Genomic DNA, 22,617 nt, shown 5'->3' on the forward strand with positions numbered 1-22,617 from the left:
GCGTAGACTGACCGCCCGGTCCAGAGACGTCCACCGACGACGAAGAAGGCACTCGACCCCGTGTCAAGCGTGAGCTCATCCCGGCCGTCCGCCACTCCCTCCTCCTCCGCGGTCGCGGGGTTCGGCACCAACGAGTGGCTGGTCGAGGAGATGTACCAGCAGTTCCTCGCCGACCCGTCCAGCGTGGACCAGGCGTGGCACGAGTTCTTCGCCGACTACCGGCCGGGGAGCCCGGTGGCCGCCAGCGACGACCGTGAGACACCCGCCGCCTCCCCCGACGGGGGCTCCACGCCGCCGCCGGCCACCCCCGCCACCCCCGCGCCGACGCAGGAGGTGACCGCCCCCGCGTCGCCGGCCCCCGCGTCGCAGGCCCCCGCCGCGCCGGCCCCCGAGCCACAGCAGCCGGCCGGCAAGCCGCAGCAGCCGGCCCCCGCGGCGGCGGCACCGTCCCGCGCGACGGCCGTCGAGCCCAAGACCGAGGACACCGTCGTGAACCGCGCCGCCGAGCGGACCGCCCAGCAGCAGGCGGCCACCCCCGCCCCCAAGCCCGCCGCCAAGCCGGCCCCGAAGGCCGCCGACGGCGGGGGTCCCAAGCGCACCCCGCTGCGCGGTGCGGCCGCCAGCATCGTCAAGAACATGAACGCGTCGCTGACGGTGCCGACGGCGACCAGCGTGCGCGCGGTGCCGGCGAAGCTGCTGGTCGACAACCGCATCGTCATCAACAACCACCTGGCGCGCGCCCGCGGCGGCAAGGTGTCGTTCACCCACCTGATCGGCTACGCGCTGGTCCGGGCGCTGGACGACTTCCCGGAGATGAACGCCTCCTACGCCGAGGTCGACGGCAAGCCGACCCTGGTGCAGCCCGAGCACGTCAACTTCGGCCTGGCCATCGACCTGCCCAAGCCCGACGGCTCCCGCTCCCTCGTCGTCGCCTCGATCAAGGCCGCCGAGGAGATGGACTTCGCCCAGTTCTGGGCCGCCTACGAGGACGTCATCCGCCGCGCCCGCGCCGGCAAGCTGACCCTCGAGGACTACTCCGGCACCACCATCAGCCTCACCAACCCGGGCACGATCGGCACCAACCACTCGGTGCCGCGCCTGACCGCCGGCCAGGGCACGATCGTCGGCGTCGGCGCCATGGAGTACCCGGCGGAGTTCCAGGGGATGAGCTCCGAGGCGCTCACCGAGATGGCCGTCAGCAAGATCATCACGCTGACCTCCACCTACGACCACCGGATCATCCAGGGCGCCCAGTCCGGTGACTTCCTGCGCCGGCTGCACCAGCTGCTCCTCGGCGAGGACGGCTTCTACGACGGGGTCTTCCGCTCGCTGCGCATCCCCTACGAGCCGGTGCGCTGGATGCCCGACGTGCGGGTCAGCCGCGAGGGGCAGATCGACAAGGAAGCCCGGGTCATCGAGGTCATCGAGTCCTACCGGCGCAACGGCCACCTCATGGCCGACACGGACCCGCTCGAGTTCAAGGTCCGCAGCCACCCCGACCTCGACATCCTCCAGCACGGCCTGACCCTGTGGGACCTCGACCGGAAGTTCCCGGTCGGCGGGTTCGCCGGCGAGCGGCTGATGGCCCTGCGCGACGTGCTGGGCGTGCTGCGCAACTCCTACTGCCGCACCGTCGGCGTGGAGTACATGCACATCACCGACCCCGAAGAGCGCGAGTGGATCCAGAAGCGCGTCGAGGTCAAGGCCGACCAGCCCGACCGTGAGAAGCAGAAGCACATCCTCGGCCGGCTGAACGCCGCCGAGGCGTTCGAGACCTTCCTGCAGACCAAGTACGTCGGGCAGAAGCGGTTCAGCCTCGAGGGCGGCGAGTCGGTCATCCCGCTGCTGGACGAGGTCCTCATCGCCGGCACCGACCACGGCCTCGACGAGGTCGCGATCGGCATGGCCCACCGCGGCCGCCTCAACGTGCTGGCCAACGTGCTGGGCAAGAGCTACGCCAAGATCTTCGGCGAGTTCGAGGGCAACATCGACCCGGGCACCGTGCAGGGCTCCGGCGACGTCAAGTACCACCTGGGCGCCGAGGGCACGTTCCGCAACCCGTTCCGGCCCGACGCCGAGATCGACGTGTCGCTGGCCAGCAACCCCTCGCACCTGGAGACGGTCAACCCCGTCCTCGAGGGCGTCGTGCGCGCCAAGCAGGACATGATCGACAAGGGCGAGCAGGGCTTCACCGTCCTGCCGGTCCTGCTGCACGGTGACGCGGCCTTCGCCGGCCAGGGCGTGGTCGCCGAGACGCTCAACCTCTCGCAGCTGCGCGGCTACCGCACCGGCGGCACCGTGCACGTCGTCATCAACAACCAGGTCGGCTTCACCACCAGCCCGGCTCAGTCGCGCTCGAGCCTCTACTCCACCGACGTCGCGCGGATGATCGGCGCGCCGATCTTCCACGTGAACGGCGACGACCCCGAGGCGTGCGTGCGCGTGGCCCGGCTCGCGGTGGAGTACCGGCAGGAGTTCAAGAAGGACGTCGTCATCGACCTGGTGTGCTACCGCCGCCGCGGGCACAACGAGGGCGACGACCCGTCGATGACCCAGCCGCTGATGTACGACATCATCGACCGCAAGCGCTCGGTCCGGAAGCTCTACACCGAGGCGCTCATCGGCCGCGGGGACATCACCCTGGCCGAGGCCGAGGAGGCGCTCAAGGACTACCGCGGGCAGCTGGAGCGGGCCTTCGCCGAGACCCACGACACCCAGGACACCCCGAAGGCCCAGCCGGCCATGGACCAGCCGGCCCAGGAGTCGTCCACGGTGGCCACCGCGATCAGCACCGAGGTGCTCAAGGCGATCGGCGACGCGCACGTCTCGCTGCCGCCGGACTTCACCGTCCACCCGAAGCTGCAGCGGCTGCTCGAGCGGCGCGCGGCGATGGTGAGCGAGGGTGGCATCGACTGGGCGATGGGTGAGCTGCTCGGCTTCGGGTCGCTGCTCATGCAGGGCATCCCGGTCCGGCTGGCCGGGCAGGACTCCCGCCGCGGCACCTTCGTGCAGCGCCACTCGGTGCTCATCGACCGGGAGACCGCCGCGGAGTACACGCCGCTGGCCCACCTGTCCGAGGACCAGGCGAAGTTCTTCGTCTACGACTCGCTGCTGTCGGAGTACGCGGCGCTGGGCTTCGAGTACGGCTACTCGCTGGCCAACCCCAAGGCGCTGGTGCTGTGGGAGGCGCAGTTCGGCGACTTCGTCAACGGCGCCCAGATGGTCATCGACGAGTACATCAGCTCCGGTGAGGCCAAGTGGGGCCAGCGGTCCGGCGTCGTCCTGCTGCTGCCGCACGGTCTCGAGGGCCAGGGCCCGGACCACTCCAGCGGCCGCATCGAGCGCTTCCTGCAGCTGTCGGCGGAGAACAACATGACCGTCGCCAACTGCTCGACGCCGGCGAACTACTTCCACCTGCTGCGCCGCCAGGCGCTGTCGGACGTGCACCGGCCGCTGGTGGTCTTCACGCCGAAGTCGCTGCTGCGGGCCAAGGCGGCCGTCAGCCCGGTCGCGGACTTCACCGAGGAGACCTTCCGGCCGGTGCTGCCCGACCCGGGCGTCGGGGGCGACCCGCTCGACGACGCCGCCGTCCGGCGGGTGCTGCTGTGCAGCGGCAAGGTCGCCTACGACCTGCTCGCCCAGCGGGAGACCGAGGGCACCGCCGACGTCGCGGTCGTGCGGGTGGAGCAGCTCTACCCGCTGCCGGCCGAGCAGATCGCCCAGGCCCTCGAGCGCTACCCGAACGCCTCGGACGTGGTCTGGGTGCAGGAGGAGCCGGCGAACATGGGCGCCTGGCAGTTCATGGCGGTCAACCTGCCCGAGCACCTGCCGGCCGGCCGCAGCCTGCGGCGGGTCAGCCGCCGGGCCTCGGCCAGCCCTGCCGTCGGCTCGGCCAAGGTCCACGAGGTGGAGCAGAAGCAGCTGATCGCGGACGCCTTCGCCCGCTGACCCACCCCGTTCCCGCCGACGCCCGGCCGCCGACCCAGTCGGTGGCCGGGCGTCGTAGGTTCTGCTGCGTGTACTTCACCGACCGCGGTCTCGAGGAGCTCGCCGACCGGCGGGGCGAGGAGCAGGTCACCCTCGCCTGGCTCGCGGACCAGATGCAGGCCTTCGTCGACCAGCACCCCGACTTCGAGGTACCCGTCGAGCGGCTGGCCACCTGGCTGGCCCGCGGCGGCACGGACGACGAGGACGAGTAGCAGGCCTCCCGCCCCCCACCGCTCGCACGCCCGCGGCGGGACCCTGCAGCGGGCCTCGGCCGGGACGGGGCCACGGTTGCCTAGCCTCGGGTCATGGGCACCGTCCTCGCCGTCCTGCACGTCGTCGCCGCCGTCTTCCTCATCGGGCCGATGGCCCTGCTCCCCCAGACCGCCCTGCGCGCGGTGCGGGCCGGCAACGGGCCGATGGTGGAGCTGCTCACCCGCTCGACCCGGGTCTTCACGTGGGCCTCGCTGGCGGTGGCCGTGTTCGGGTTCGGTGTGTCGGGGGTCGAGGGCATCCCGCTGTCGCGGACCTGGCTGTGGCTGTCGATCGTGCTGTACCTGCTCGCCCTCGTGCTCAGCCTCGTCCTCGTCGTCCCCTCGCTGAGCCGCGCGGCGGCCGACCTCGCCGGGGGCCGCCCGGCCACGGCCCTCTACGGTCGCATCGCCGCCGGCTCGGGCGTGGTCTCGCTGCTGCTGCTCGCCGTCGCCGTGCTGATGGTCTGGAAGCCCTGAGCCGACCGACACGCCCGGATGGCCGCGTCCCCCGCTGACGGGGACGGCGGCGGCACGCTTCGTGCGTGCTCGGTCACTCCCACGCCCTCTCGGGGCTGGCCGCGGGAGCCGCGACGCTCCCGTGGGCCCCGGTGGAGGGCCCGATCGCCCAGGTCGCGTGGATCGCCGCCGTCGGCGGGATGTCGATGCTGCCGGACCTGGACCACAGCGGCTCCACGGTCTCCGACATGTGGGGCCCGGTCACGGACGTGCCCTCGGGCGCGGTCGGCCGGCTGGCCCAGGGGCACCGGTGGGGCACCCACGACGCGGTCCTCGCCCCCGTCGCGTTCGGCGCCCTCGCGCTGGCCGCGGCCAACGCGTTCTGGTCCAGCCTGCTGCTCATGGCCCTCGCGATCGGGCTGGCGCTGCGGGCCCTGCACTTCGTCATCCCGGGCCGCGCGGAGAACACCGTCGTCGGCAACCTCGTGCTGTCCTGGGCCGGGGCGTGGCTGCTCCTGGAGCACATGCCCGCCCCGGCCTGGCTGCCGTGGGCGGTCGCGCTGGGCGTGCTCACCCACATCGCCGGCGACGCGATCACCACCCAGGGCGTGCCCGTGCCGCTGGTGTGGCTGGTCAGGCGCTGCCGGCTGGCCCTCACCCCGCTGCGCACCGGGACGGTCCTGGAGAAGGCGGTCCTGGCGCCGGCGTTCGTCGTCGTCACGCTGTGGTTCGTGTACGCCAACACCGGCGTCCGGGCGGCCGTCGACCCCTGGCTGCAGGACCTGCGCGGACTGGGCTGAGCGGCCCTGTGCCGGGCTCGCCACGCGCGTGCGCGTGGCGGGCCCGGCAGGGGCGCCTCGCTCAGCGGGTGACGCCCTGCTCCCGCGCGCAGGCCGCCACCGCGGCGGCCACCGCCTCGGCCACCCGCCGGTCCAGCGGGCTCGGGACGACGTAGTCGGCGCGCACCTCGTCGCCCACCACGTCCGCGATCGCGGTCGCGGCCGCCAGCTTCATCTCCTCGGTGATGGAGGTGGCGCCGGCGTCGATCGCCCCGCGGAAGACCCCCGGGAAGGCGAGCACGTTGTTGATCTGGTTCGGCTCGCCGCTGCGGCCGGTGGCGACCACCGCCGCGTACCGGGCCGCCATCTCCGGGTCGACCTCGGGGATCGGGTTGGCCAGGGAGAACACGATGCAGCGCTCGGCCATGGTGGCGATCGCCGACTCGGGCACCGACCCGCCGGACAGGCCCAGGTAGACGTCGGCCCCCTCCAGGGCGCCGGTCATCGTGCCCGCGTACCCGGCGCGGTTGGTGTTCTCCGCGACCCAGCGCTTGATCGGCGTGAGGTCGTCGCGGCCCGTGTGGACCACGCCGCGGGAGTCGGCCACCGCGATGTCGCCGATGCCCGCCTCGAGCAGGATCTTGGTGCAGGCGATCCCGGCCGCCCCGGCGCCGGCGACGACGACCCGCAGGTCGCCGATCTCGCGGCCCACGATCCGCGCGGCGTTGCGCAGCGCGGCCAGGACGACGATCGCCGTCCCGTGCTGGTCGTCGTGCATGACCGGGATGTCCAGCCGCTCGCGCAGCCGCTCCTCGATCTCGAAGCAGCGCGGCGCGCTGATGTCCTCGAGGTTGATCCCGCCGAAGGACGGCGCGATCGCCGCCACCGTCTCGACGATCGCGTCGGTGTCGGTCGTCGAGAGCACCACCGGCACCGACGACAGGCCGGCGAACTCGCTGAACAGGCAGGCCTTGCCCTCCATGACCGGCAGCGCGGCGGCCGGCCCGATGTCGCCCAGGCCGAGGACGGCGGTGCCGTCGGAGACCACGGCGACCACGCGCGGCGCCCAGGTGAACCGGTGCGCGAGCTCGGGCTCCGCGGCGATCGCGCTGGAGACCCGGGCGACCCCCGGGGTGTACGTGAGCGCGAGGTCGGCCACGGAGTCGATCGAGCGGGTGGGGCGTACCGCCAACTTCCCGCCCTCGTGCACCGCGAACGCCGGGTCGTCGGCGAATCGGTCGGGGCTCCCCGCCCGGGGAGCGGAGGACTCGGGATGCTGGGTTCCGCCCATGGACACGGCAGCGTAGACCGGTCGCCGTCCACCGCATCGCTACGGTCGACTCCGTGCAGATCCGCGAACTCGCCGTGCGCGACGCCTACGTCCTGGACCTGGTCCCCCACGGTGACGCCCGGGGCCGGTTCACCGAGTGGTACCGCGCCGACGTCCTGTCCGGGGCGCTCGGGTTCGGCCTGGGCCTCGCCCAGGCCAACCACAGCGTCTCCGCCCGCGGGGTGCTGCGCGGCGTCCACTTCGCGCTGGTGCCGCCCGGCCAGGCCAAGTACGTGTACTGCCCGGCGGGCCGGGTGCTCGACGTCGTCGTCGACGTCCGCGTGGGCTCCCCGACGTTCGGCGCGCACGACGCCGTCGTCCTGGACAGCGACCGGCCGCGGGCGGTGTACCTGGCCGAGGGGCTCGGCCACGCCTTCGTCTCCCTCACCGACGCGAGCTCGGTGACCTACCTGGTCTCCAGTGGCTACGACCCGACGCGGGAGTTCGGCATCCACCCGCTGGACCCGGCGCTGGGCCTGCCCTGGCCGGCCGACGTGGAGTTCGAGCTCTCCGCCAAGGACCAGCAGGCCCCCACCCTGGAGCAGGCGCGCCAGCAGGGGCTGCTGCCCACGATGGAGGAGTGCACCGCGCGGTACGCGCAGCTACGCGGCGGGCGCTGACCCCAGGCGCCCCGGGCGCGGCCAGAGCCGGCCGACGACCCGGCCCACGACGACCGCGGGACCGAACGCCCGGCTGTCGTCGGCGACCAGCGGGTTGTCCCCCACGACCCAGTGCCCCCCGGGCACGGCCCGGTGCACCCGCTTGACCACGAGCAGCCCCGGGCGGGTCGGGAACCGGGCCAGGACGACGTCGCCGGCGCCCACTGCGTCCGCGGCGTCGACCCGGCGCACCAGCAACCGGTCGCCGTGCCGCACGGTCGGGGACATGGACGGACCGGAGACACGGGCCATGACCCAGGGCGTGACCAGCGGCGGGACCGTTCCGGGGGTCTCGTCCTCGGACCTGTCGTCGGCGTTCACCGGGAGTAGGGTCGCAGACGAAACGACCCACGAGACCCGGAGGGCAAGTCCATGCGTTTCCGCATGTTCTCCGCCGTGGAGGCCACCGCGCACTGCGACCTCCCCTGCGGCGTGTACGACCCGGCCCAGGCCCGCATCGAGGCGGAGTCCGTCAAGGCGATCCAGGAGAAGTACCAGGCCAACGAGGACCCGGTCTTCCGCACCCGGGCGATCCTGATCAAGGAGCAGCGCTCCGACCTGGTCAAGCACCACCTGTGGGTGCTGTGGACCGACTACTTCAAGGCCCCGCACTTCGAGAAGTACCCGCAGCTGCACGAGCTGTTCAACAAGGCGACCAAGCAGGCCGGCGCCTCCGGCGGCAAGGGCAGCATGGACCCCGCCGAGGGGCAGAAGCTGCTCGACTACATCGCCGAGATCGACAAGATCTTCTGGGAGACCAAGGCCGCGGCCTGACCGCTCCCGCTGGCAGCGGCGCCGTCCGGCGGGGATCCCCGCCGGTCGGCGCCGCTGTCGTCTGCCCCCTCGCCCCGGCGGCCGCCGGGATGACCGCGCACTCCCCCGACCGTCCACCGCACACGTCAGCCAGGAGGTCTCCGATCGACGTCGGGGCACTGCTCCAGCGGGTCGAGGACGCCGCTCCCATCGAGGCGGTCGAGGCCGTCGCGGCCGCCCTCGCCGAGCAGGTGGGCGCACGCGCGGTCAGCTTCCTGATCGCCGACTTCAGCGGCCGGGCCGTCGTCCGGCTCTCCTCCTCCGGGCCGGCCGCCGGTGCCCGCAGCCACGCCGCCGAACAACCCCAGACCGTGCCGCTCGCGGGCAGCGTCTTCGAGCAGGTGCTGCGCTCACAGCAGGCCGACGTGCGCGCCGAGGACGACCTGTACCGGGCCCTGGTCCCGGTCACCGACCGGGGCGACGCGATCGGCCTGGTGGAGCTGCTCCTGCCCGAGGCGCCCACACCGCAGGTGCTGGAGGAGGTGCGCAGCGCCGCGCACGCGCTGGCCTACGCCGTCATCGCCGCCCGCCGGCACACCGACGTCTTCGAGTGGGGCATGCGCTCCACCCCGTTCACCCTGGCCGCCGAGATCCAGCGCCGCCTGCTCCCGGACGCCTACAGCTGCGAGGCCGCGCAGTTCACCCTGGCCGGCTGGATGGAGCCGGCCAGCTCCGTCGGCGGGGACACGTTCGACTACACGCTCGACCGCGACGCGCTGCAGCTGTCGATCACCGACGCCGTCGGCCACCAGGTGCCCGCCGCCCTCCTCGCGACGCTGCTGGTCGGCGGCCTGCGCAACGGCCGGCGGCGCGGGCTGGACCTGCTCGCGCAGGCCCGCTACGCCAACGACGCGCTGGCCGAGAACGCCGCCCCGGGTCAGTTCGTCACCGGGCAGCTGGTGCGGATCGACCTGCACAGCGGCACCGCCGTCGTCGTCAACGCCGGCCACCCGTTCCCCCTGCGGCTGCGCGACGGCCGGGTCAGCGAGGTCACACTGGCGATCGACCCGCCGTTCGGCGTCCGGCCGGGCGGGTCGTTCACGGTGCAGCCCCTCGCGCTGGAGCCGGGCGACCGGATCGTCTTCCTCACCGACGGCATGCAGGAGCGCAACGCCGCCAGCCTCGACGTCGCCGCCACGCTGGCCGCCACCGCCGACCTGCACCCGCGGGAGGTCGTGCACGCCCTCGGCGCCGCCGTCCTCGGCGCCACCGGCCACGACCTGAGGGACGACGCGACGATGCTGTGCCTGGACTGGTACGGCGGCCCGCAGCGGGCCCGGAACAGCGAGCACGGCGCCGATCCCGCACGCGTCTCCCCACCCGCCGCCCCCGGGTGACGCCGGGTGCGTCCCGGTACCGTTTGACCACGATGCGCATCGACCCGGCCGGGTGGCCCTTCATCACCGGGCCCCTGGCCCCCGCCGCCCTGCTCACCGCCGCGGGACGGGCCACCGGACGACGCGGTCTCCGGGTCGCGGCCTGGCCGCTGGTCGGCCTGGCCGCCTACATGGCGCTGTTCTTCCGCGACCCCGACCGCCGCTGCGACGTCCGGCCGCCGGACCCCGACGACGTCGTCTCCCCGGCCGACGGGGTGGTGATGGTCGCCGGGGAGCCGCAGGAGGGCGTGGCGCCCGACGGGGACTGGCAGCAGGTCAGCGTCTTCCTGTCGGTCGTCGACGTGCACGTCAACCGCTCGCCGTACCGCGGCGAGGTCGTCGAGAGCTCCTACCGCAAGGGCAGCTTCCTGGCCGCCTACCGCAAGGAGTCCGCGCACCGCAACGAGCGCAGCGAGCTGTGGCTGCGCGACGGCGAGCGCACCGTGGTGTTCCGGCAGATCGTCGGGGTCCTCGCCCGGCGCATCGTCACGCGCACCGGCGTCGGGCAGCGGCTGGAGACCGGCGAGCGGATGGGGCTGATGAAGTTCGGCTCCCGGATGGACGTGTTCGTCCCGCGGGAGTGCACGATCACCGTCCGCACGGGGCAGCGGGTGCGGGGCGGCGAGACCGTCATCGCCCGCTGGCCCGCGGCCGGCTGAGGAGCGCCCCCGTGCCCAGCTCAGCCTCCGGCCACCGGCTCCCCCCGACCCGGCGCACGGCCACCGTCGAGTTCGTCCGCGGCTCGGTCCGCGGCACCCGGCGCCGGGCGCTGGCGACCCTGCCCAGCCTGTTCACCCTCGCCAACATGATGTGCGGCTTCGCCGCGATCCTGGTGTCGATCCGCGGGCAGTACACCCTGGCCGCGGTGCTGGTCGGGCTGTCGGTGGTCTTCGACATCACCGACGGCGCGGTGGCCCGGCTGGTCGGCGCCGTCACGCCCTTCGGGCTGCAGTTCGACTCGCTGGCCGACCTGGTGTCCTTCGGCCTGGCCCCGGCGCTGCTGGCGTTCACGCTGTTCTCCGAGGGCCGCGACGAGTGGGACCCCCTCGGCTGGGTGGTCTGCTTCCTCTGGGTGGCGTGCGCCGCGATCCGCCTGGCCCGGTTCAACACGACGATCGACCCCACCGCCGACAAGCGGTACTTCACCGGCATGCCCAGCCCCGGCGCCGCCGGCGTCGTCCTGGCCTCGGTGTTCGCCTTCGGTGACCAGATGCACGGCCGCGACCGGCTGTGGGTGCTGCTGATCGTCGCCGTGCCGGCGCTGCTCATGGTGAGCACCGTCCGGTTCCGCTCGTTCCGCTCGCTGGTCAGCCCGAAGAGCGGGAAGCCCTACGGGCTGGTGGTCGCCGCGCTGGCGGTGGTCGTCGGCTTCGCCCTCGCGCCCGTGGTCACCGGCTGTGTGCTGGCCTACGGCTACCTGCTGGCACCGGTCCTCGTGCCGCTGCTGTCCCCGCTGTCCCGGCTCGTGCCGACCCGACTCAAGGAGCTGCTCACATGAGCGTGCGGCCCATCCGCCCCGACGACGTGCCGGCCGTGGTCGGTCTGGTCCGGGAGCTCGCCGAGTACGAGAAGGCCGCCCACGAGGTCCGGCTGACCGAGGAGCAGCTGAGCGCCGCCCTGTTCGGCGACTCGCCGAAGCTGTCCGGCCACGTCGCGGTGGTCGACGGCGAGGTGGTCGGGATGGCGCTGTGGTTCCTCAACTTCTCCACCTGGAGGGGCACCCACGGCATCTACCTCGAGGACCTCTACGTCCAGCCCCGGCACCGCGGCAGCGGCCTGGGCCGCGAGCTGCTGCGCACGCTCGCCGAGGTGTGCGTGGAGCGCGGCTACAGCCGGCTGGAGTGGTCGGTGCTGGACTGGAACACCCCGTCGATCGAGTTCTACAAGGGCGCCGGAGCGGTCCCCATGGACGAGTGGACGGTCTTCCGGCTCACCGACGAGGCCCTCAGCGGCTTCGCCGCCGACCGGCGGCCGCGGTGAGCGGGCCGGCCGACACCCGCGCCCACCCGGGCACCGAGCGCCGGCCCGCGGAGTGCTGGCTCACCGACATGGACGGTGTCCTGGTGCACGAGGGCAACGCGCTCCCCGGCGCCGCGGAGTTCCTGCAGCGACTGGTCGAGCGGGGACGCCGCTTCCTCGTCCTCACCAACAACTCGATCTTCACCCCGCGCGACCTGGCCGCGCGGCTGGCCCGCTCCGGCCTGGACGTGCCCGAGGAGTCCATCTGGACCTCGGCCCTGGCGACGGCGGACTTCCTCGCCACCCAGCTGCCCGGCGGCTCGGCCTACGTCATCGGCGAGGCCGGCCTGACCACGGCGCTGTACGAGGCGGGGTACACCCTGACCGACACCGACCCGGACTACGTCGTCCTCGGGGAGACCCGCACCTACTCCTTCGAGGCCATCACCCGGGCCATCCGGCTGGTGGGCCACGGCGCGCGGTTCATCGCGACCAACCCCGACGTCACCGGGCCCTCCCCCGAGGGCCCACTGCCGGCCACCGGGTCGGTCGCGGCGATGATCACCAAGGCGACCGGCGCGGAGCCCTACTTCGTCGGCAAGCCGAACCCGATGATGTTCCGCAGCGCGATGAACCGGATCGCCGCGCACTCGGAGTCCACGGTGATGATCGGCGACCGGATGGACACCGACGTCGTCGCCGGCATCGAGGCCGGGCTGGACACGATCCTGGTGCTGACCGGCTCCACCCGGGCCACCGACGTGGCGCGGTTCCCGTTCCGGCCCGGGCGGGTCCTGGACTCCATCGCCGACGTCGTCGACCTGGTCTGAGGGCTCAGCGCCCGGAGAAGGCCAGCCGCGCCTCCGGCGTGGCCAGCAGCCACAGCTCCAGGGCGACGAGCACCAGCAGCGGGACGCCGACCAGCGGGCCGCCCCACTCGAACGCCGAGAACCAGCCGAACAGGCCCAGCAGCACCTGCAGCACGACCACCGGCCCGCGGGCCCAGCCCGACACCCGCCACAGCCCGACGGCCGCCGCGGTCAGCACGGCGGCGAAGAAGCCGACGTAGACGACCTCGGCGAGGGCCCGGCCCAGGCTGTCGGGCTCGGAGGTGATGGTCAGGTACAGCAGCACCAGCGCGACGACGCCGAGCGCGGCGGCCTCCACGGCGACGACCAGCGCCGCACGGCGGACGGCCGGCGGCGCCTCGGTCCGCCGGGCCGGGCGGGCCGCCGTGGGCTCGGCAGCGCCGCCGAGCAGCCGCTCGGCCAGCCGGCGCTGTCTCGGGGGCTGCGCCCCCGCCTCCTCCGTCACGGCCGCGAGGGTACGCGCCGCGGCCGGGTGCCCCCCTCGACCGCCGGCGCCCGCGTCCTCCCTGTGCCTGCCGGGGAGCGGGCGCGGTCCTGGTTAGCCTGACCGGCATGCGTGCGCTCGTGGTGGCCAACCCCGCGGCGACGACGACCAACCGCAGCGTCCGCGACGACGTCCTCGCCGTCCTGGGCGGCGAGCTGAAGGTGGACCTCGCCGAGACGACCCACCGCGGCCACGGCACGGAGCTGGCCCGGGAGGCCTGCGCCGACGGCGTCGACGTCGTCGTCGCCCTCGGCGGTGACGGCACGGTCAACGAGGTGGTCAACGGGCTCCTGCACCGCGGACCGGGCGAGCACCTGCCGCCGCTGGCCGTCGTCCCGGGCGGGTCCACCAACGTCTTCTCCCGGGCCCTGGGGCGGTCCCGCGACCCGGTGACGGCGGCCGGTGAGATCACCGACTCGCTGCGGGCCGGGCGCACCCGCCGCGTCTCCCTGGGCACCGCCAGCGCCCGCGGCGCCACCGGCGCCCCGGTGGCGCTGCCCGACCCCGCCCGCGCCCAGGAGGCCGCCGACGCGGGGGCCGCGGCGCACCCGGGGTGGACCGACCCGCGCTGGTTCGCCTTCAGCGCCGGCCTGGGCTTCGACGCCGACGTCATCGGGCGCGTGGAGGCGCAGCGGGCCCGGGGACGGCGGTCCACCGGAGCGCTGTACGTGGTGGAGGCGACCAGCGCGTTCGTCCTGGGGCACGAGCGGCGGCGTCCGCCCATGACCCTGGAGCTGCCCGGGGAGCCGCCGCTGGACGGGGTGTTCCTCTGCCTGGTCTCCAACGTCTCGCCGTGGACCTACCTCGGCGCGCGGCCGGTCAACCCGAGCCCGGAGGCGTCCTTCGACGCCGGGCTGGACGTGTTCGCGATGGGCCGGATGGGGGTGCTGCGCATGCTGCACCACGTGCGCCAGGTCTTCGCCGCCCGGCCCGACGCCCGCGGCCGCGGGGTGCACCGCCGGCACGACCTGCCGTGGCTGACCATCACCGCGCAGCGGCCCCAGGGGTGGCAGGTCGACGGCGACCACCTGGGGACGGCGACGGGGCTGCGGGTGTGCAGCGTGCCCGCCGCCCTGCGCGTCGTCGCCTGAACCGGGCGTTCTCGCAATTCCGGGTGTGACCTGCGTCTTTGCGCACGCCGGGCAAGGGTTGTCAACGGCCCGGCCGCGGGATGGGCAGGTCGAGTGGCGCACCTAGCACGCCCGTGGTGAGCTTGCTCACGAGGGGTCGACCGAAGCCCCCGATCTGCTTGACAGGCCCCCACGCCGTGAAAACATCGCGGCAGGAAAGCAACCTGTCGGTAACAAATGCACGAAGTCGCTGTGCCATGGCGCTGGCCAATCCCGGTGCCGGCCTGCGGAGCGGTCCGAGGCCGGCGACTGACGCACCACACCGTAGACGACATCGAGGAGAACACCGCCATGGACTGGCGCCACCGCGCGCTCTGCCGCGACGAGGACCCGGAGCTGTTCTTCCCCATCGGGACGACCGGTCCGGCCCTCGGCCAGATCGAGCAGGCCAAGGGTGTGTGCCGGCGTTGCCCGGTCGTCGAGTCCTGCCTGGACTGGGCCCTGCGCTCGGGTCAGGACTCCGGCGTCTGGGGTGGGCTGTCCGAGGACGAGCGGCGCGCGCTGAAGCGGCGTCAGGCTCGCACCCGGGTCCGCACCGCCTGAGCACACCGCACGCCGGCGTCCGGGCCCCGCGCCCGGCACCGCCGTACTGAACCGTCACGAGGCCGGTCCGGGCGCACCCGGTCCGGCCTCGCGGCTGTTCAGCGCCGGAGCCGACCGGCTCCGGGCAGCGTCAGCACCACCTCGGTCCCCGGCCGGCCGGTGGGCTCGCCGCCCATGCTCAGGTGCCCGCCGAGCTCGCTGGTGACGAGGGTGCGCACGATCTGCAGGCCCAGCCCGTCGCTGGCCGCGACGTCGAAGTCCGCCGGCAGGCCGCGCCCGTCGTCGCGCACCCGCACGACGAGGTCGTCGCCGTCGCGCTCGGCGACCAGCTCGATGGTGCCGGGCCGGCCCTCCGGGAAGGCGTGCTCGGCGGCGTTGTGCAGCAGCTCGGTGACCGCGAGGACCAGCGGGGTCGCCGCCACCGACGGCAGCTCGCCGAACTGGCCCACGCGCCGGGTGCAGGCCGCCGGGCCGACCGAGGTGAGGTCGCCCAGCATCGGCAGCACCTGGTCGAGGACGTCGTCGACGTCGACCACGTCCTCCCGGCTGCCGGCCAGGGTCTCGTGCACCACGGCGATGGAGGACACCCGGCGCACCGACTCCTCCAGCGCCTCCCGGGCCGCGGGCACCGTCATCCGCCGCGCCTGCAGCCGCAGCAGCGCGGCCACCGTCTGCAGGTTGTTCTTCACCCGGTGGTGGATCTCGCGGATGGTGGCGTCCTTGGTGAGCAGCGCGCGGTCGCGGCGCCGGACGTCGGTGACGTCGCGCACCAGCACCAGCGCGCCCTCCTCACCGCCGGGCGCCTGCAACGGCAGCGCCCGCACCAGCATCGTGGCGGCCTGCCCCTCGACGTCCATCGGGTCGGGGAACCGCCCGGCGACGGCGGCCCGGATCCCGGCCACCACCGCCTCCCCCGCCACCCGGTCGGCGGCCGCGTCGCGGGTGAGCCGGGCCAGGTCGGCCCCGACGACGTCCCCGGTGACGCCCATGCGGCGGTAGGCCGACAGCGCGTTGGGGCTGGCGTAGACCGCGGCGCCGGTCCCGTCCAGGCGCACCAGGCCGTCACCCACGCGCGGGCTCAGCTCGGCGTCCAGCAGCTTCTCCGGCGGGAAGGTGCCCGCCGAGACCATGAGGCACAGGTCGGCGGCGATGTCGAGGTAGGTCAGCTCCAGCGTGGACGGCGACCGGGTGACCGCCAGGTTCGTGTCCCGCGCGAGGACGGCGACCACGACGCCGTCGTGCCGGACCGGGATCACCTCGCGACGCCGGGGGGCCGCCCCCGACCAGTCCGGCTCGCCCTCGGTGACCGGGCGCCCCTCCCGGTGGGCGACCTCGAACGGCTCCGCGCCGGGCCCCTGCAGCTCCGAGCCGACGAGGTCCTCCGGCTGGCTGGTGGGGGCCGTCAGCGGCCGCACCTGCGCCACGCACCACCAGGCCCCGGTCGGCAGCGGCACCCACAGGGTGAGGTCGGCGAAGGAGAGGTCGGCCAGCAGCTGCCAGTCGGCGACCAGCCGGCGGGCGTGGTCGACCTGGGCGGGCGCGGAGGCCGCACCCCGGGTGAGGCGCTCGGAGAGGCTGCTCATGGTGCTCCGAGCGTAGAGAAGGGCCCCCTCCCGGCCCGCACCGCTCGCGGCGGGCCCGGCGGGAGGGCCGCACCTAGGCTGCCGACGTGGTCTCCCCCACCGGCGCCTCCCGCGTCTCCGTCGAGCACGCCCGGCCCGTGGACTTCCCCGCCATCGCCGAGCTGACCGTGCGCGTGTACGTCGACGGCGGCCTGGCCCCACCCGAGTACCTCCCCGCGCTGGCCGACGTGGAGGGCCGGGCGGCCCGCGCGGAGCTGCTCGTCGCCCGCGACGCGGGCGGGCGGGTGGTGGGCAGCGTGGCGCTGGTGCTCGACGGCGAGTTCGGCGAGGTGGTCGAGTCCGACGACGAGGCGGCGTTCCGCATGCTCGTCGTCGACCCGGCCGAGCGGGGTCGGGGCATCGGGGAACGGCTGGTGACCGACTGCCTCACGCGGGCCCGCGCGGCCGGCAAACGGCGGATGGTGCTCTCCACCGACCCACGGATGACCGCGGCCCACCGGCTGTACGCGCGCCTGGGCTTCACCCGGCTGCCGGAGCGCGACTGGTCGCCCGTGCCCGGGGTCGAGCTGATGGTCTACGCCCGGGAGCTGTGACGCGCCCGTCGTCCGGGGTCTCCCTCAGTCGTCGACCGTGGCGATGAGGTCGCCCTCCTGGAGCACCTCGCCCTCGACGACGTGCAGCTCCCGCACCCTCCCGGCGCGCTCGGTCAGCACCGGGATCTCCATCTTCATCGACTCGAGGATCACCAGGGTGTCACCGGCGGCCACCTCGCTGCCCGGCTGCACGAGCACCTTCCAGACGCTCGACACCATCTCGGCGTGGATCTCCTCGACCGCCACCGGCACCTCCCTCGCTCGCCTGCGTCCATCCAAGCACGCAGGGCGGGGCGGTCAGCTCCCCGGCGTGCAGCCGCTGGCCAGCCGGTCGAGCACCGGGCAGATCTCCGGCCCGTCGTGCGGCACACCCGTCTCCGGCAGGCCCGTGAGCAGGTCGCTGGCGGCCCGGGCCGCGGTCGCGGTGTCCGGCCCGCTGGCGCTCACGGTGGCCAACAGGGCGTCGTACCAGCCGTCGAGCCGGTCTCCGGGGTCGTAGCCGCTGACGGCCACGACCTCGACCCCGTCGGTCCCACCCGGTCGCCGTCCGGACTCGGGCAGCCGGCCGGTCACCCGGCCCGCCTGCCCCGGCGGCAGCGTCGAGCGCAACTGGACGGCGACAGCCTTGCGCGGCGTGCGTCCCGGGCCTGGATCCGCCGCGGCGCGGCCACCGACCGCGCTGCGCAGCGCGAGCTCGACGGCGTCCACCCCGTGCGCGCGCTCGAGGACGGCCATGTCGAGGGAGAAGCCGGCCGCCACCTCCGCCAGCTCGCCGTCGGGTGCGATGCCGACCGTCACCAGCCCCCGCCAGCCCACCTCGGCCAGGCGCTTGGCGGCCGGCGGCAGCTCGACCGGCTCGTCCGGCGTCCAGGAGACGCGGGCGATGCCGGCGGCGCGGTCGCGGGAGACCGGGGTCGTGTGGTGCAGGCCGGAGTCGGTGACCCAGGCGAGGAAGCCGCGCTCGCTGGCCGGCTCCACCCCGTCGCCGCCCAGCCGTTCCAGCACCGCCGCCGACGGCCCCACCCAGGTGAGGCCGGCCGCGACGACCGCAGCGGCCAGCCGGGCGTTGCCGGCGAGGGCCGGCGGCACTGGGAGCACCGCGGCCACCCCGCTGCGCCGGGCGGCCTCCACGATGCGGTCGACGGCGAGGTAGGACTCCGCGGCCGGCGCCGGCCCCAGCAGCACCGCGTCGTCGGCCAGCCGGACGTGCCGGGCGGAACGGTCGGCCTCGGAGTGGACGGCGACGGCCTTGACCTCCAGCCGGGAGCAGGCCGCCACCACCGCGCACGCGGCGGGCCCCCGCCCCGCGACGAGGACGCTCTCGATCCCGACCTGTGCCACCCTGCCGGCCCTCCCCCAGTGGTGCGTCGTGCCACCCACAGCCTGACCCGCCGCCCGGCTCCACCGCCACAGGGGGACGACGTCGCTCGGGGCCGTGAGAGGCTGGGAGGCGTCAGCTTGACGGGTCCCCCGGCACCGCACACACGCGGGTCCGGGGTGCCCGGCGGCACCGAGGGCCCGCCACGGGCCCGTACCGGCGATGAGGAGAGGAGGGCAGCGATGTCCAAGCGTGGACGCAAGCGGCGCTCCCGCAAGGGGAACAAGGCCAACCACGGCAAGCGGCCCAACGCGTGAGGCGCGGCCCCGTCCACCCGGGCTCAGGCCGGGACCTGGGACGGGGGCCGAACGCCAGAGGCCCAGGACCCGACGGGTCCTGGGCCTCTGGCGTTCGAGCGGCCGTCAGGCGGAGGGGCGTTCCTGGGTCCGCTCCACCGTCAGCTTCTCGACGCTGACCTGGGTGCCGTCCTCCTCGAAGGAGACGGTCGTCAGCTGGAACTTGATCCGGTCGCGCAGCCCGGGCGGCGGGGTGTCCCCGCCGCAGCGGCGGCGGACCAGCGCCTTGAACTCCTGCTCGATGCCGAACTGGCGCAGGCAGGGCGAGCAGTCCTCGAGGTGCTCGGCGATCACGTCGCGCCGGGCGTCGTCGGTCTCGTGGTCGAGGAACTCGAAGACGTGGGACAGGACGTCGTCGCAGGAGTTGATCTCGATCGGCTCGCCACGGTCCTCGCTCACGACTGCGTCGCCCCCTCCCCGGCCCCGGCGCGGACGAAGCCGCGCTCCCGTGCGTAGTCGGCCAGCAGCTTCTGCAGCCCCCGGCGACCGCGGTGCAGACGGGACATCACCGTGCCGATGGGCGTGCCCATGATCTCGGCGATCTCCTTGTAGGCGAACCCCTCGACGTCGGCGAGGTAGACCGCCAGCCGGAAGTCCTCCGGCAGCTGCTGGAGGGCCTCCTTGATGTCGGAGTCCGGCAGGTGGTCCAGCGCCTCGATCTCGGCCGACCGCAGGCCACTGGAGCTGTGCTCCTCGGCGGCGTACAGCTGCCAGTCCTGCACCTGGTCGGTGGGGTACTGCTGCGGCTGGCGCTGCTTCTTGCGGTAGCTGTTGATGTAGGTGTTGGTCAGGATCCGGTACAGCCAGGCCTTGAGGTTGGTCCCCTCGGCGAACTGGTGGAACGCGGAGTAGGCCTTGACGAACGTCTCCTGCACCAGGTCCTCGGCGTCGGCGGGGTTGCGGGTCATCCGCAGGGCCGCCGGGTACAGCTGGTCCAGGAAGGGCAGCGCGTCGCGCTCGAAACGGGCGTCCCGCTCGGCGCGGGTCTCGGCCACCTCGGTACGGCTGCCGCCTTCGCGCGCCTCGGGGACCTCCACCGGGGCGGTCTGGGGGTTCAGTTCCGCGGACTCCTCGGGCACCGACCGTCCTCTCTGCGGCGCCCGGACGCGGGCCACCGCCTCGGACGATCCTAGCCGCGGTGCGTCGGGGCGGCCCGGGGGCCGCCGGTGCGCGACCCGCGCTCGGGCGCTGGAGGACAGGGTGCTGCTCACGGCCACTCCAACCGCGCCCGCGGCGGCGTCCATTCCCCCTGCGACCGGGATCTCCGTGGCCCGCCGCGACGGCCCGCGGCTAGGCTGCCGCGCCGTGGCGGCGACCCCGGCGGTGCGGACCCTCGAGAGGGCGCGCGTGGCGCACACCCTGCACCCGTACGACCCGGAGCACCCCGCGGACCAGGGCCACGGCGAGGCCGCCGTGGCCGCCCTGGGCGCCGATCCGCGGCAGGTGTTCAAGACGCTGGTGGCCCGCGTCGACGGCGCGCTCACCGTCGCCGTCGTCCCGGTCAGCGGCAGCCTCGACCTCAAGGCCCTCGCGGCCGCGGCCGGCGGCCGGAAGGCGGCGATGGCCGACCCCACGGACGCGGAGCGGACGACGGGCTACGTGCTGGGCGGGATCAGCCCGCTGGGCCAGAAGAAGGCGCTGCCGACCGTCGTGGACGACACGGCACTGGCCTTCGACACGGTCATGGTGAGCGCCGGGAAGCGCGGCCTGCAGGTGGAGCTGGCCCCGGCCGACCTCGTGCGGCTGACCCGGGCCCGGACCGCCCCCATCGGACGCTGAGGACCGCCGTCAGGCGCCGGGCGCGGCGTACGGGGTGAGCAGCTGGTCGACCGGCGCGTGGTCGTCGGTGAGCACCTCGGCGTCCGCGACGAAGCCGGTCAGCCGCTCCCCCTCGGCCACCTGCCAGGTCAGGCCCCGCGCGCGCAGCGCACCGGCGACGGCGTCGGCCGGCAACGGCGCCTGCGAGGCCACCGCGACGACGTTGCCGCCGTCGTCCCCCGCCAGCACCGGCTCCCGGGCCAGCAGCAGCACCGAGCCGAACACCGCGCGCAGGGTGGCCAGCTCCGCGCGCACGAAGCCCATCGGCGGGTTGTCGATGAGGTTGGCGACGTAGACGCCGTCGTCGTCGAGCGCCCGGTCGACCAGCTCGAGCGCCTCGACGGTGGTCAGCTGCCAGGGCACCGACAGGCCGCCGAAGGCGTCGCCCACGACGAGGTCCCGCTCCCCCGCCGGCTCGTCGGCCAGGCCCACGCGGGCGTCGGCCACCCGGACCCGCAGGTCGTCGGACTCGGCCAGCCCGAGCTGCTCGCGGTCCATCGCCACCACCCCGGGGTCGACCTCCAGCACCAGGCTGGTGGTGCCCGGGCGGACCTCGGCCAGGTAGCGCGGCACGGTCAGGCCGCCACCGCCCAGGTGCAGCGCCGACAGCGGCTCCCCCTCGGGCGCGAGGACGTCGGTGACCGCGGCGATCGCCTGGACGTACTCGAACTCCAGGTGCGTGGGGTCGTCGAGGTCGACGTAGGAGTGCCGCAGCGTGTCCAGCACCAGCACGCGGCCGCCGTCCCGCTGCGGGTCGGCCACCACACGGGCGCAGTGGTAGGCGGTCTCGGCCTCGCACGGGGTGGGGGCGACCGCGGCCAGCAGCGAACCGCCGAGCGCGAGGACGAACAGCCCGGCCGGTACCCGCCCTGCGCCGCTCCCGGACCGCCGGCGCAGCAGCAGCGCCACCGCTCCCCCGGCCAGGACGGTCACGATGCCGGTGCCCACGAGGATGCCGCTGGTCGGGAAGACGGCGATGAGCAGGAAGCCGGTGACGAAGGTGGCCGCGATCCCGCCGAGCGTGCCGATGCCCGACAGCCGGCCCACCACGGCGCCGGTCTCGGCCAGGCTGGCCAGCTGCAGCTTGACCACCATCGGCGGCACCGCCGACAGCAGCGCCGCGGGGACCACGACGGCGACCGCGGCGAGCAGCAGCACGCTGCCGGCGTCGGCGCCGGTGAGCCACGACCCGGCGAACCGCACCAGCGGGAGGACGGCGACCACCAAGGCGCCGCCGGCGACCATGAGCGGCGCGATCAGCCGCCGCGGGTCGGTGCGGTCGGCCGCCGCGCCGCCGGACCACGCGCCCAGCGCGATCGCGGCGAGGGCGAAGCCGATGACCGCGGTGTTGGTCTGCAGCGTGATGCCGACGTAGGGGGCGATCAGGCGGAGGCCGGCGATCTCCAGCACCAGCACCGCACCCGAGCTCAGGAACGTGACGGCGGCGGCGACCCAGCCGGGCAGCGCGGCGGTCCCGGCGGTCGGCTCGACCGCCTCCTCGGTACCGGCCACCTCAGAACAGCGCGGGCTGGTCGGCCGGCGGGCTGACCGCCTCGGCGCGGGCGGTCAGCTCCGCGCCGTTGTTCTTGACGTTGTTGACCGCGGTGCCCACCGGCCGCAGCTCCAGCCGCTCGACGAGGTCGGGCGGGGTGGGCTGGGTGAGCGCCTCGACGTCGTCGCGGGCCGGGTCGAGCCAGTCGGCCCAGCGCTCGCGGGGCAGCACCAGCGGCATCCGCTCGTGGATCCCGGTGAGCGCACCGACCGCGGGCGCGGTGACCACGGTGCACGTGTACAGGCGGTCCTCGCCCTTCCCCCACACCTCCCACAGCCCGGCGAAGGCGAGGCCGGAGCCGTCCTCGGGGGTGATGAAGTACGGCTGCTTGCCGGGCCCGTCCAGCCGCTTGGCCCACTCGTACCAGCCGTCGGCCGGCACCAGGCACCGCCGCGAGCGGGCCGCCGTCCGGAACGCCGGCTTCTCGGTGAGGGACTCCACCCGGGCGTTGAGCATGCGGTTGCCGATCGAGGCGTCCTTGGCCCACGACGGCACCAGCCCCCAGCGGACGGCGCGCAGCTCCCGGTGCCCCTCGCCGGTGGGCCGGCCCTCGGCGTCGCGTTCCTCCTTGTGCCGGACCACGTAGACGTCCTTGGTCGGGGCGACGTTGTAGTCGGCCGGCAGCGCCGGCTGCCCCTCGGCGCGGACCGCCTCGAACTCGAGGACGAGGTCCTCGGGACGGCGGCTGGCGGCGTAGCGGCCACACACGGTGCGTACTCCCTCCCCGGGCGGGCGCGGGTCCGCCCGGACGGCGGCCGGCG

Annotated in this window: 26 protein-coding genes; 16 read left to right on the forward strand and 10 right to left on the reverse strand. The window is 74.5% G+C overall.

What is annotated here, in order from left to right; genetic code table 11:
* Nucleotides 1–69: 69 nt before the first annotated feature.
* From ACI79E_RS03990 to ACI79E_RS04005, 4 genes are all read left to right on the forward strand, one after another.
* Nucleotides 70–3,948, forward strand: coding sequence for a multifunctional oxoglutarate decarboxylase/oxoglutarate dehydrogenase thiamine pyrophosphate-binding subunit/dihydrolipoyllysine-residue succinyltransferase subunit (locus tag ACI79E_RS03990; protein WP_456931248.1), 3,879 nt, complete (start codon nt 70–72; stop codon nt 3,946–3,948).
* 68 nt (nt 3,949–4,016) lie between these two features.
* Entirely contained in the window at nt 4,017–4,199 is a 183-nt protein-coding gene (locus ACI79E_RS03995) for a DUF6104 family protein (RefSeq protein ID WP_456931249.1), read from the forward strand.
* Between the two features lie 93 nt (nt 4,200–4,292).
* Nucleotides 4,293–4,715 carry a DUF2269 family protein gene (locus tag ACI79E_RS04000; protein ID WP_456931250.1) on the forward strand — a complete coding sequence of 141 codons (423 nt, stop codon included), beginning with the start codon at nt 4,293–4,295 and terminating at the stop codon, nt 4,713–4,715.
* Nucleotides 4,716–4,780: 65 nt separating this feature from the next.
* Complete coding sequence (locus tag ACI79E_RS04005) at nt 4,781–5,494, forward strand: metal-dependent hydrolase (RefSeq protein ID WP_456931251.1); 714 nt, start codon at nt 4,781–4,783, stop codon at nt 5,492–5,494.
* Nucleotides 5,495–5,555: 61 nt separating this feature from the next.
* Here ACI79E_RS04005 and ACI79E_RS04010 read toward each other — a convergent pair whose 3' ends face one another.
* On the reverse strand, nt 5,556–6,764 hold the full coding sequence (locus tag ACI79E_RS04010) for an NAD(P)-dependent malic enzyme (protein WP_456931252.1): 1,209 nt from the start codon (nt 6,762–6,764) through the stop codon (nt 5,556–5,558).
* A gap of 53 nt (nt 6,765–6,817) precedes the next feature.
* On the opposite strand from ACI79E_RS04010, the gene ACI79E_RS04015 reads away from it, so the two are divergent.
* Nucleotides 6,818–7,423, forward strand: coding sequence for a dTDP-4-dehydrorhamnose 3,5-epimerase family protein (locus ACI79E_RS04015; protein ID WP_456931253.1), 606 nt, complete (start codon nt 6,818–6,820; stop codon nt 7,421–7,423).
* Here ACI79E_RS04015 and ACI79E_RS04020 read toward each other — a convergent pair.
* Nucleotides 7,406–7,714: a S26 family signal peptidase gene (locus ACI79E_RS04020; protein WP_456931440.1), complete on the reverse strand. Its 309-nt coding sequence runs from the start codon at nt 7,712–7,714 to the stop codon at nt 7,406–7,408. The genes ACI79E_RS04015 and ACI79E_RS04020 overlap by 18 nt on opposite strands.
* 120 nt (nt 7,715–7,834) lie before the next feature.
* Between ACI79E_RS04020 and sodN the strand changes: the two genes are divergently transcribed.
* The 6 genes from sodN to ACI79E_RS04050 all read left to right on the forward strand — a co-directional run bounded on the left by sodN (nt 7,835) and on the right by ACI79E_RS04050 (nt 12,440).
* Nucleotides 7,835–8,236 (forward strand): superoxide dismutase, Ni, encoded by a 402-nt coding sequence (gene sodN, locus ACI79E_RS04025; RefSeq protein WP_456931254.1) that lies wholly within the window; start codon nt 7,835–7,837, stop codon nt 8,234–8,236.
* Between the two features lie 89 nt (nt 8,237–8,325).
* Nucleotides 8,326–9,612, forward strand: coding sequence for a PP2C family protein-serine/threonine phosphatase (locus ACI79E_RS04030; protein WP_456931255.1), 1,287 nt, complete (start codon nt 8,326–8,328; stop codon nt 9,610–9,612).
* Between the two features lie 32 nt (nt 9,613–9,644).
* Nucleotides 9,645–10,310, forward strand: a complete 666-nt coding sequence (locus tag ACI79E_RS04035) for a phosphatidylserine decarboxylase (RefSeq protein ID WP_456931256.1) — start codon at nt 9,645–9,647, stop codon at nt 10,308–10,310.
* An 11-nt stretch (nt 10,311–10,321) separates the two neighbouring features.
* On the forward strand, nt 10,322–11,149 hold the full coding sequence (pssA, locus tag ACI79E_RS04040; protein ID WP_456931257.1) for a CDP-diacylglycerol--serine O-phosphatidyltransferase: 828 nt from the start codon (nt 10,322–10,324) through the stop codon (nt 11,147–11,149).
* Nucleotides 11,146–11,631, forward strand: a complete 486-nt coding sequence (locus ACI79E_RS04045; RefSeq protein WP_456931258.1) for an N-acetyltransferase family protein — start codon at nt 11,146–11,148, stop codon at nt 11,629–11,631. Before pssA ends, ACI79E_RS04045 begins: the two co-directional genes overlap by 4 nt.
* On the forward strand, nt 11,628–12,440 hold the full coding sequence (locus ACI79E_RS04050) for an HAD-IIA family hydrolase (RefSeq protein WP_456931259.1): 813 nt from the start codon (nt 11,628–11,630) through the stop codon (nt 12,438–12,440). The genes ACI79E_RS04045 and ACI79E_RS04050 overlap by 4 nt, the downstream gene beginning before the upstream one ends.
* Before the next feature lie 4 nt (nt 12,441–12,444).
* On the opposite strand, the gene ACI79E_RS04055 is transcribed toward ACI79E_RS04050, so the two are convergent.
* Nucleotides 12,445–12,924, reverse strand: a complete 480-nt coding sequence (locus tag ACI79E_RS04055) for a hypothetical protein (protein WP_456931260.1) — start codon at nt 12,922–12,924, stop codon at nt 12,445–12,447.
* 107 nt (nt 12,925–13,031) lie between these two features.
* Between ACI79E_RS04055 and ACI79E_RS04060 the strand changes: the two genes are divergently transcribed.
* A complete protein-coding gene (locus ACI79E_RS04060) occupies nt 13,032–14,054 on the forward strand; it encodes a diacylglycerol/lipid kinase family protein (RefSeq protein ID WP_456931261.1) in 1,023 nt (340 codons plus the stop codon).
* Nucleotides 14,055–14,384: 330 nt separating this feature from the next.
* Nucleotides 14,385–14,636: a WhiB family transcriptional regulator gene (locus ACI79E_RS04065; protein ID WP_097208407.1), complete on the forward strand. Its 252-nt coding sequence runs from the start codon at nt 14,385–14,387 to the stop codon at nt 14,634–14,636.
* A 98-nt stretch (nt 14,637–14,734) separates the two neighbouring features.
* Here the strand turns inward: ACI79E_RS04065 and ACI79E_RS04070 are convergent, their stop codons facing one another.
* On the reverse strand, nt 14,735–16,219 hold the full coding sequence (locus ACI79E_RS04070) for a sensor histidine kinase (protein WP_456931262.1): 1,485 nt from the start codon (nt 16,217–16,219) through the stop codon (nt 14,735–14,737).
* 86 nt (nt 16,220–16,305) lie between these two features.
* Between ACI79E_RS04070 and ACI79E_RS04075 the strand changes: the two genes are divergently transcribed.
* On the forward strand, nt 16,306–16,812 hold the full coding sequence (locus ACI79E_RS04075) for a GNAT family N-acetyltransferase (RefSeq protein WP_456931263.1): 507 nt from the start codon (nt 16,306–16,308) through the stop codon (nt 16,810–16,812).
* A gap of 24 nt (nt 16,813–16,836) precedes the next feature.
* On the opposite strand, the gene ACI79E_RS04080 is transcribed toward ACI79E_RS04075, so the two are convergent.
* Together ACI79E_RS04080 and ACI79E_RS04085 are read right to left on the reverse strand one after the other, a co-directional pair.
* On the reverse strand, nt 16,837–17,058 hold the full coding sequence (locus ACI79E_RS04080) for a biotin/lipoyl-binding carrier protein (RefSeq protein WP_456931264.1): 222 nt from the start codon (nt 17,056–17,058) through the stop codon (nt 16,837–16,839).
* 51 nt (nt 17,059–17,109) lie between these two features.
* A complete protein-coding gene (locus ACI79E_RS04085) occupies nt 17,110–18,153 on the reverse strand; it encodes a biotin carboxylase N-terminal domain-containing protein (protein WP_456931265.1) in 1,044 nt (347 codons plus the stop codon).
* A 219-nt stretch (nt 18,154–18,372) separates the two neighbouring features.
* On the opposite strand from ACI79E_RS04085, the gene ACI79E_RS04090 reads away from it, so the two are divergent.
* Nucleotides 18,373–18,447 (forward strand): 50S ribosomal protein bL37, encoded by a 75-nt coding sequence (locus ACI79E_RS04090; protein ID WP_014377707.1) that lies wholly within the window; start codon nt 18,373–18,375, stop codon nt 18,445–18,447.
* 105 nt (nt 18,448–18,552) lie between these two features.
* Here ACI79E_RS04090 and rsrA read toward each other — a convergent pair whose 3' ends face one another.
* Together rsrA and ACI79E_RS04100 are read right to left on the reverse strand one after the other, a co-directional pair.
* Nucleotides 18,553–18,885, reverse strand: coding sequence for a mycothiol system anti-sigma-R factor (gene rsrA, locus ACI79E_RS04095; protein ID WP_456931266.1), 333 nt, complete (start codon nt 18,883–18,885; stop codon nt 18,553–18,555).
* Complete coding sequence (locus ACI79E_RS04100) at nt 18,882–19,565, reverse strand: sigma-70 family RNA polymerase sigma factor (RefSeq protein ID WP_456931267.1); 684 nt, start codon at nt 19,563–19,565, stop codon at nt 18,882–18,884. The genes rsrA and ACI79E_RS04100 overlap by 4 nt, the downstream gene beginning before the upstream one ends.
* 226 nt (nt 19,566–19,791) lie before the next feature.
* Here ACI79E_RS04100 and ybaK point away from each other — a divergent pair, with 226 nt between their 5' ends.
* Nucleotides 19,792–20,265, forward strand: a complete 474-nt coding sequence (gene ybaK / locus ACI79E_RS04105) for a Cys-tRNA(Pro) deacylase (RefSeq protein WP_456931268.1) — start codon at nt 19,792–19,794, stop codon at nt 20,263–20,265.
* A 9-nt stretch (nt 20,266–20,274) separates the two neighbouring features.
* On the opposite strand, the gene ACI79E_RS04110 is transcribed toward ybaK, so the two are convergent.
* Nucleotides 20,275–21,816, reverse strand: a complete 1,542-nt coding sequence (locus ACI79E_RS04110) for a fused MFS/spermidine synthase (RefSeq protein ID WP_456931269.1) — start codon at nt 21,814–21,816, stop codon at nt 20,275–20,277.
* Nucleotide 21,817: 1 nt separating this feature from the next.
* The gene (locus ACI79E_RS04115; protein ID WP_456931270.1) at nt 21,818–22,564 is read right to left on the reverse strand and encodes an SOS response-associated peptidase; all 747 of its coding nucleotides are present in this window, start codon (nt 22,562–22,564) and stop codon (nt 21,818–21,820) included.
* Between the last annotated feature and the right edge of the window lie 53 nt (nt 22,565–22,617).

The organism is Geodermatophilus sp. SYSU D00079 (assembly GCF_054050635.1).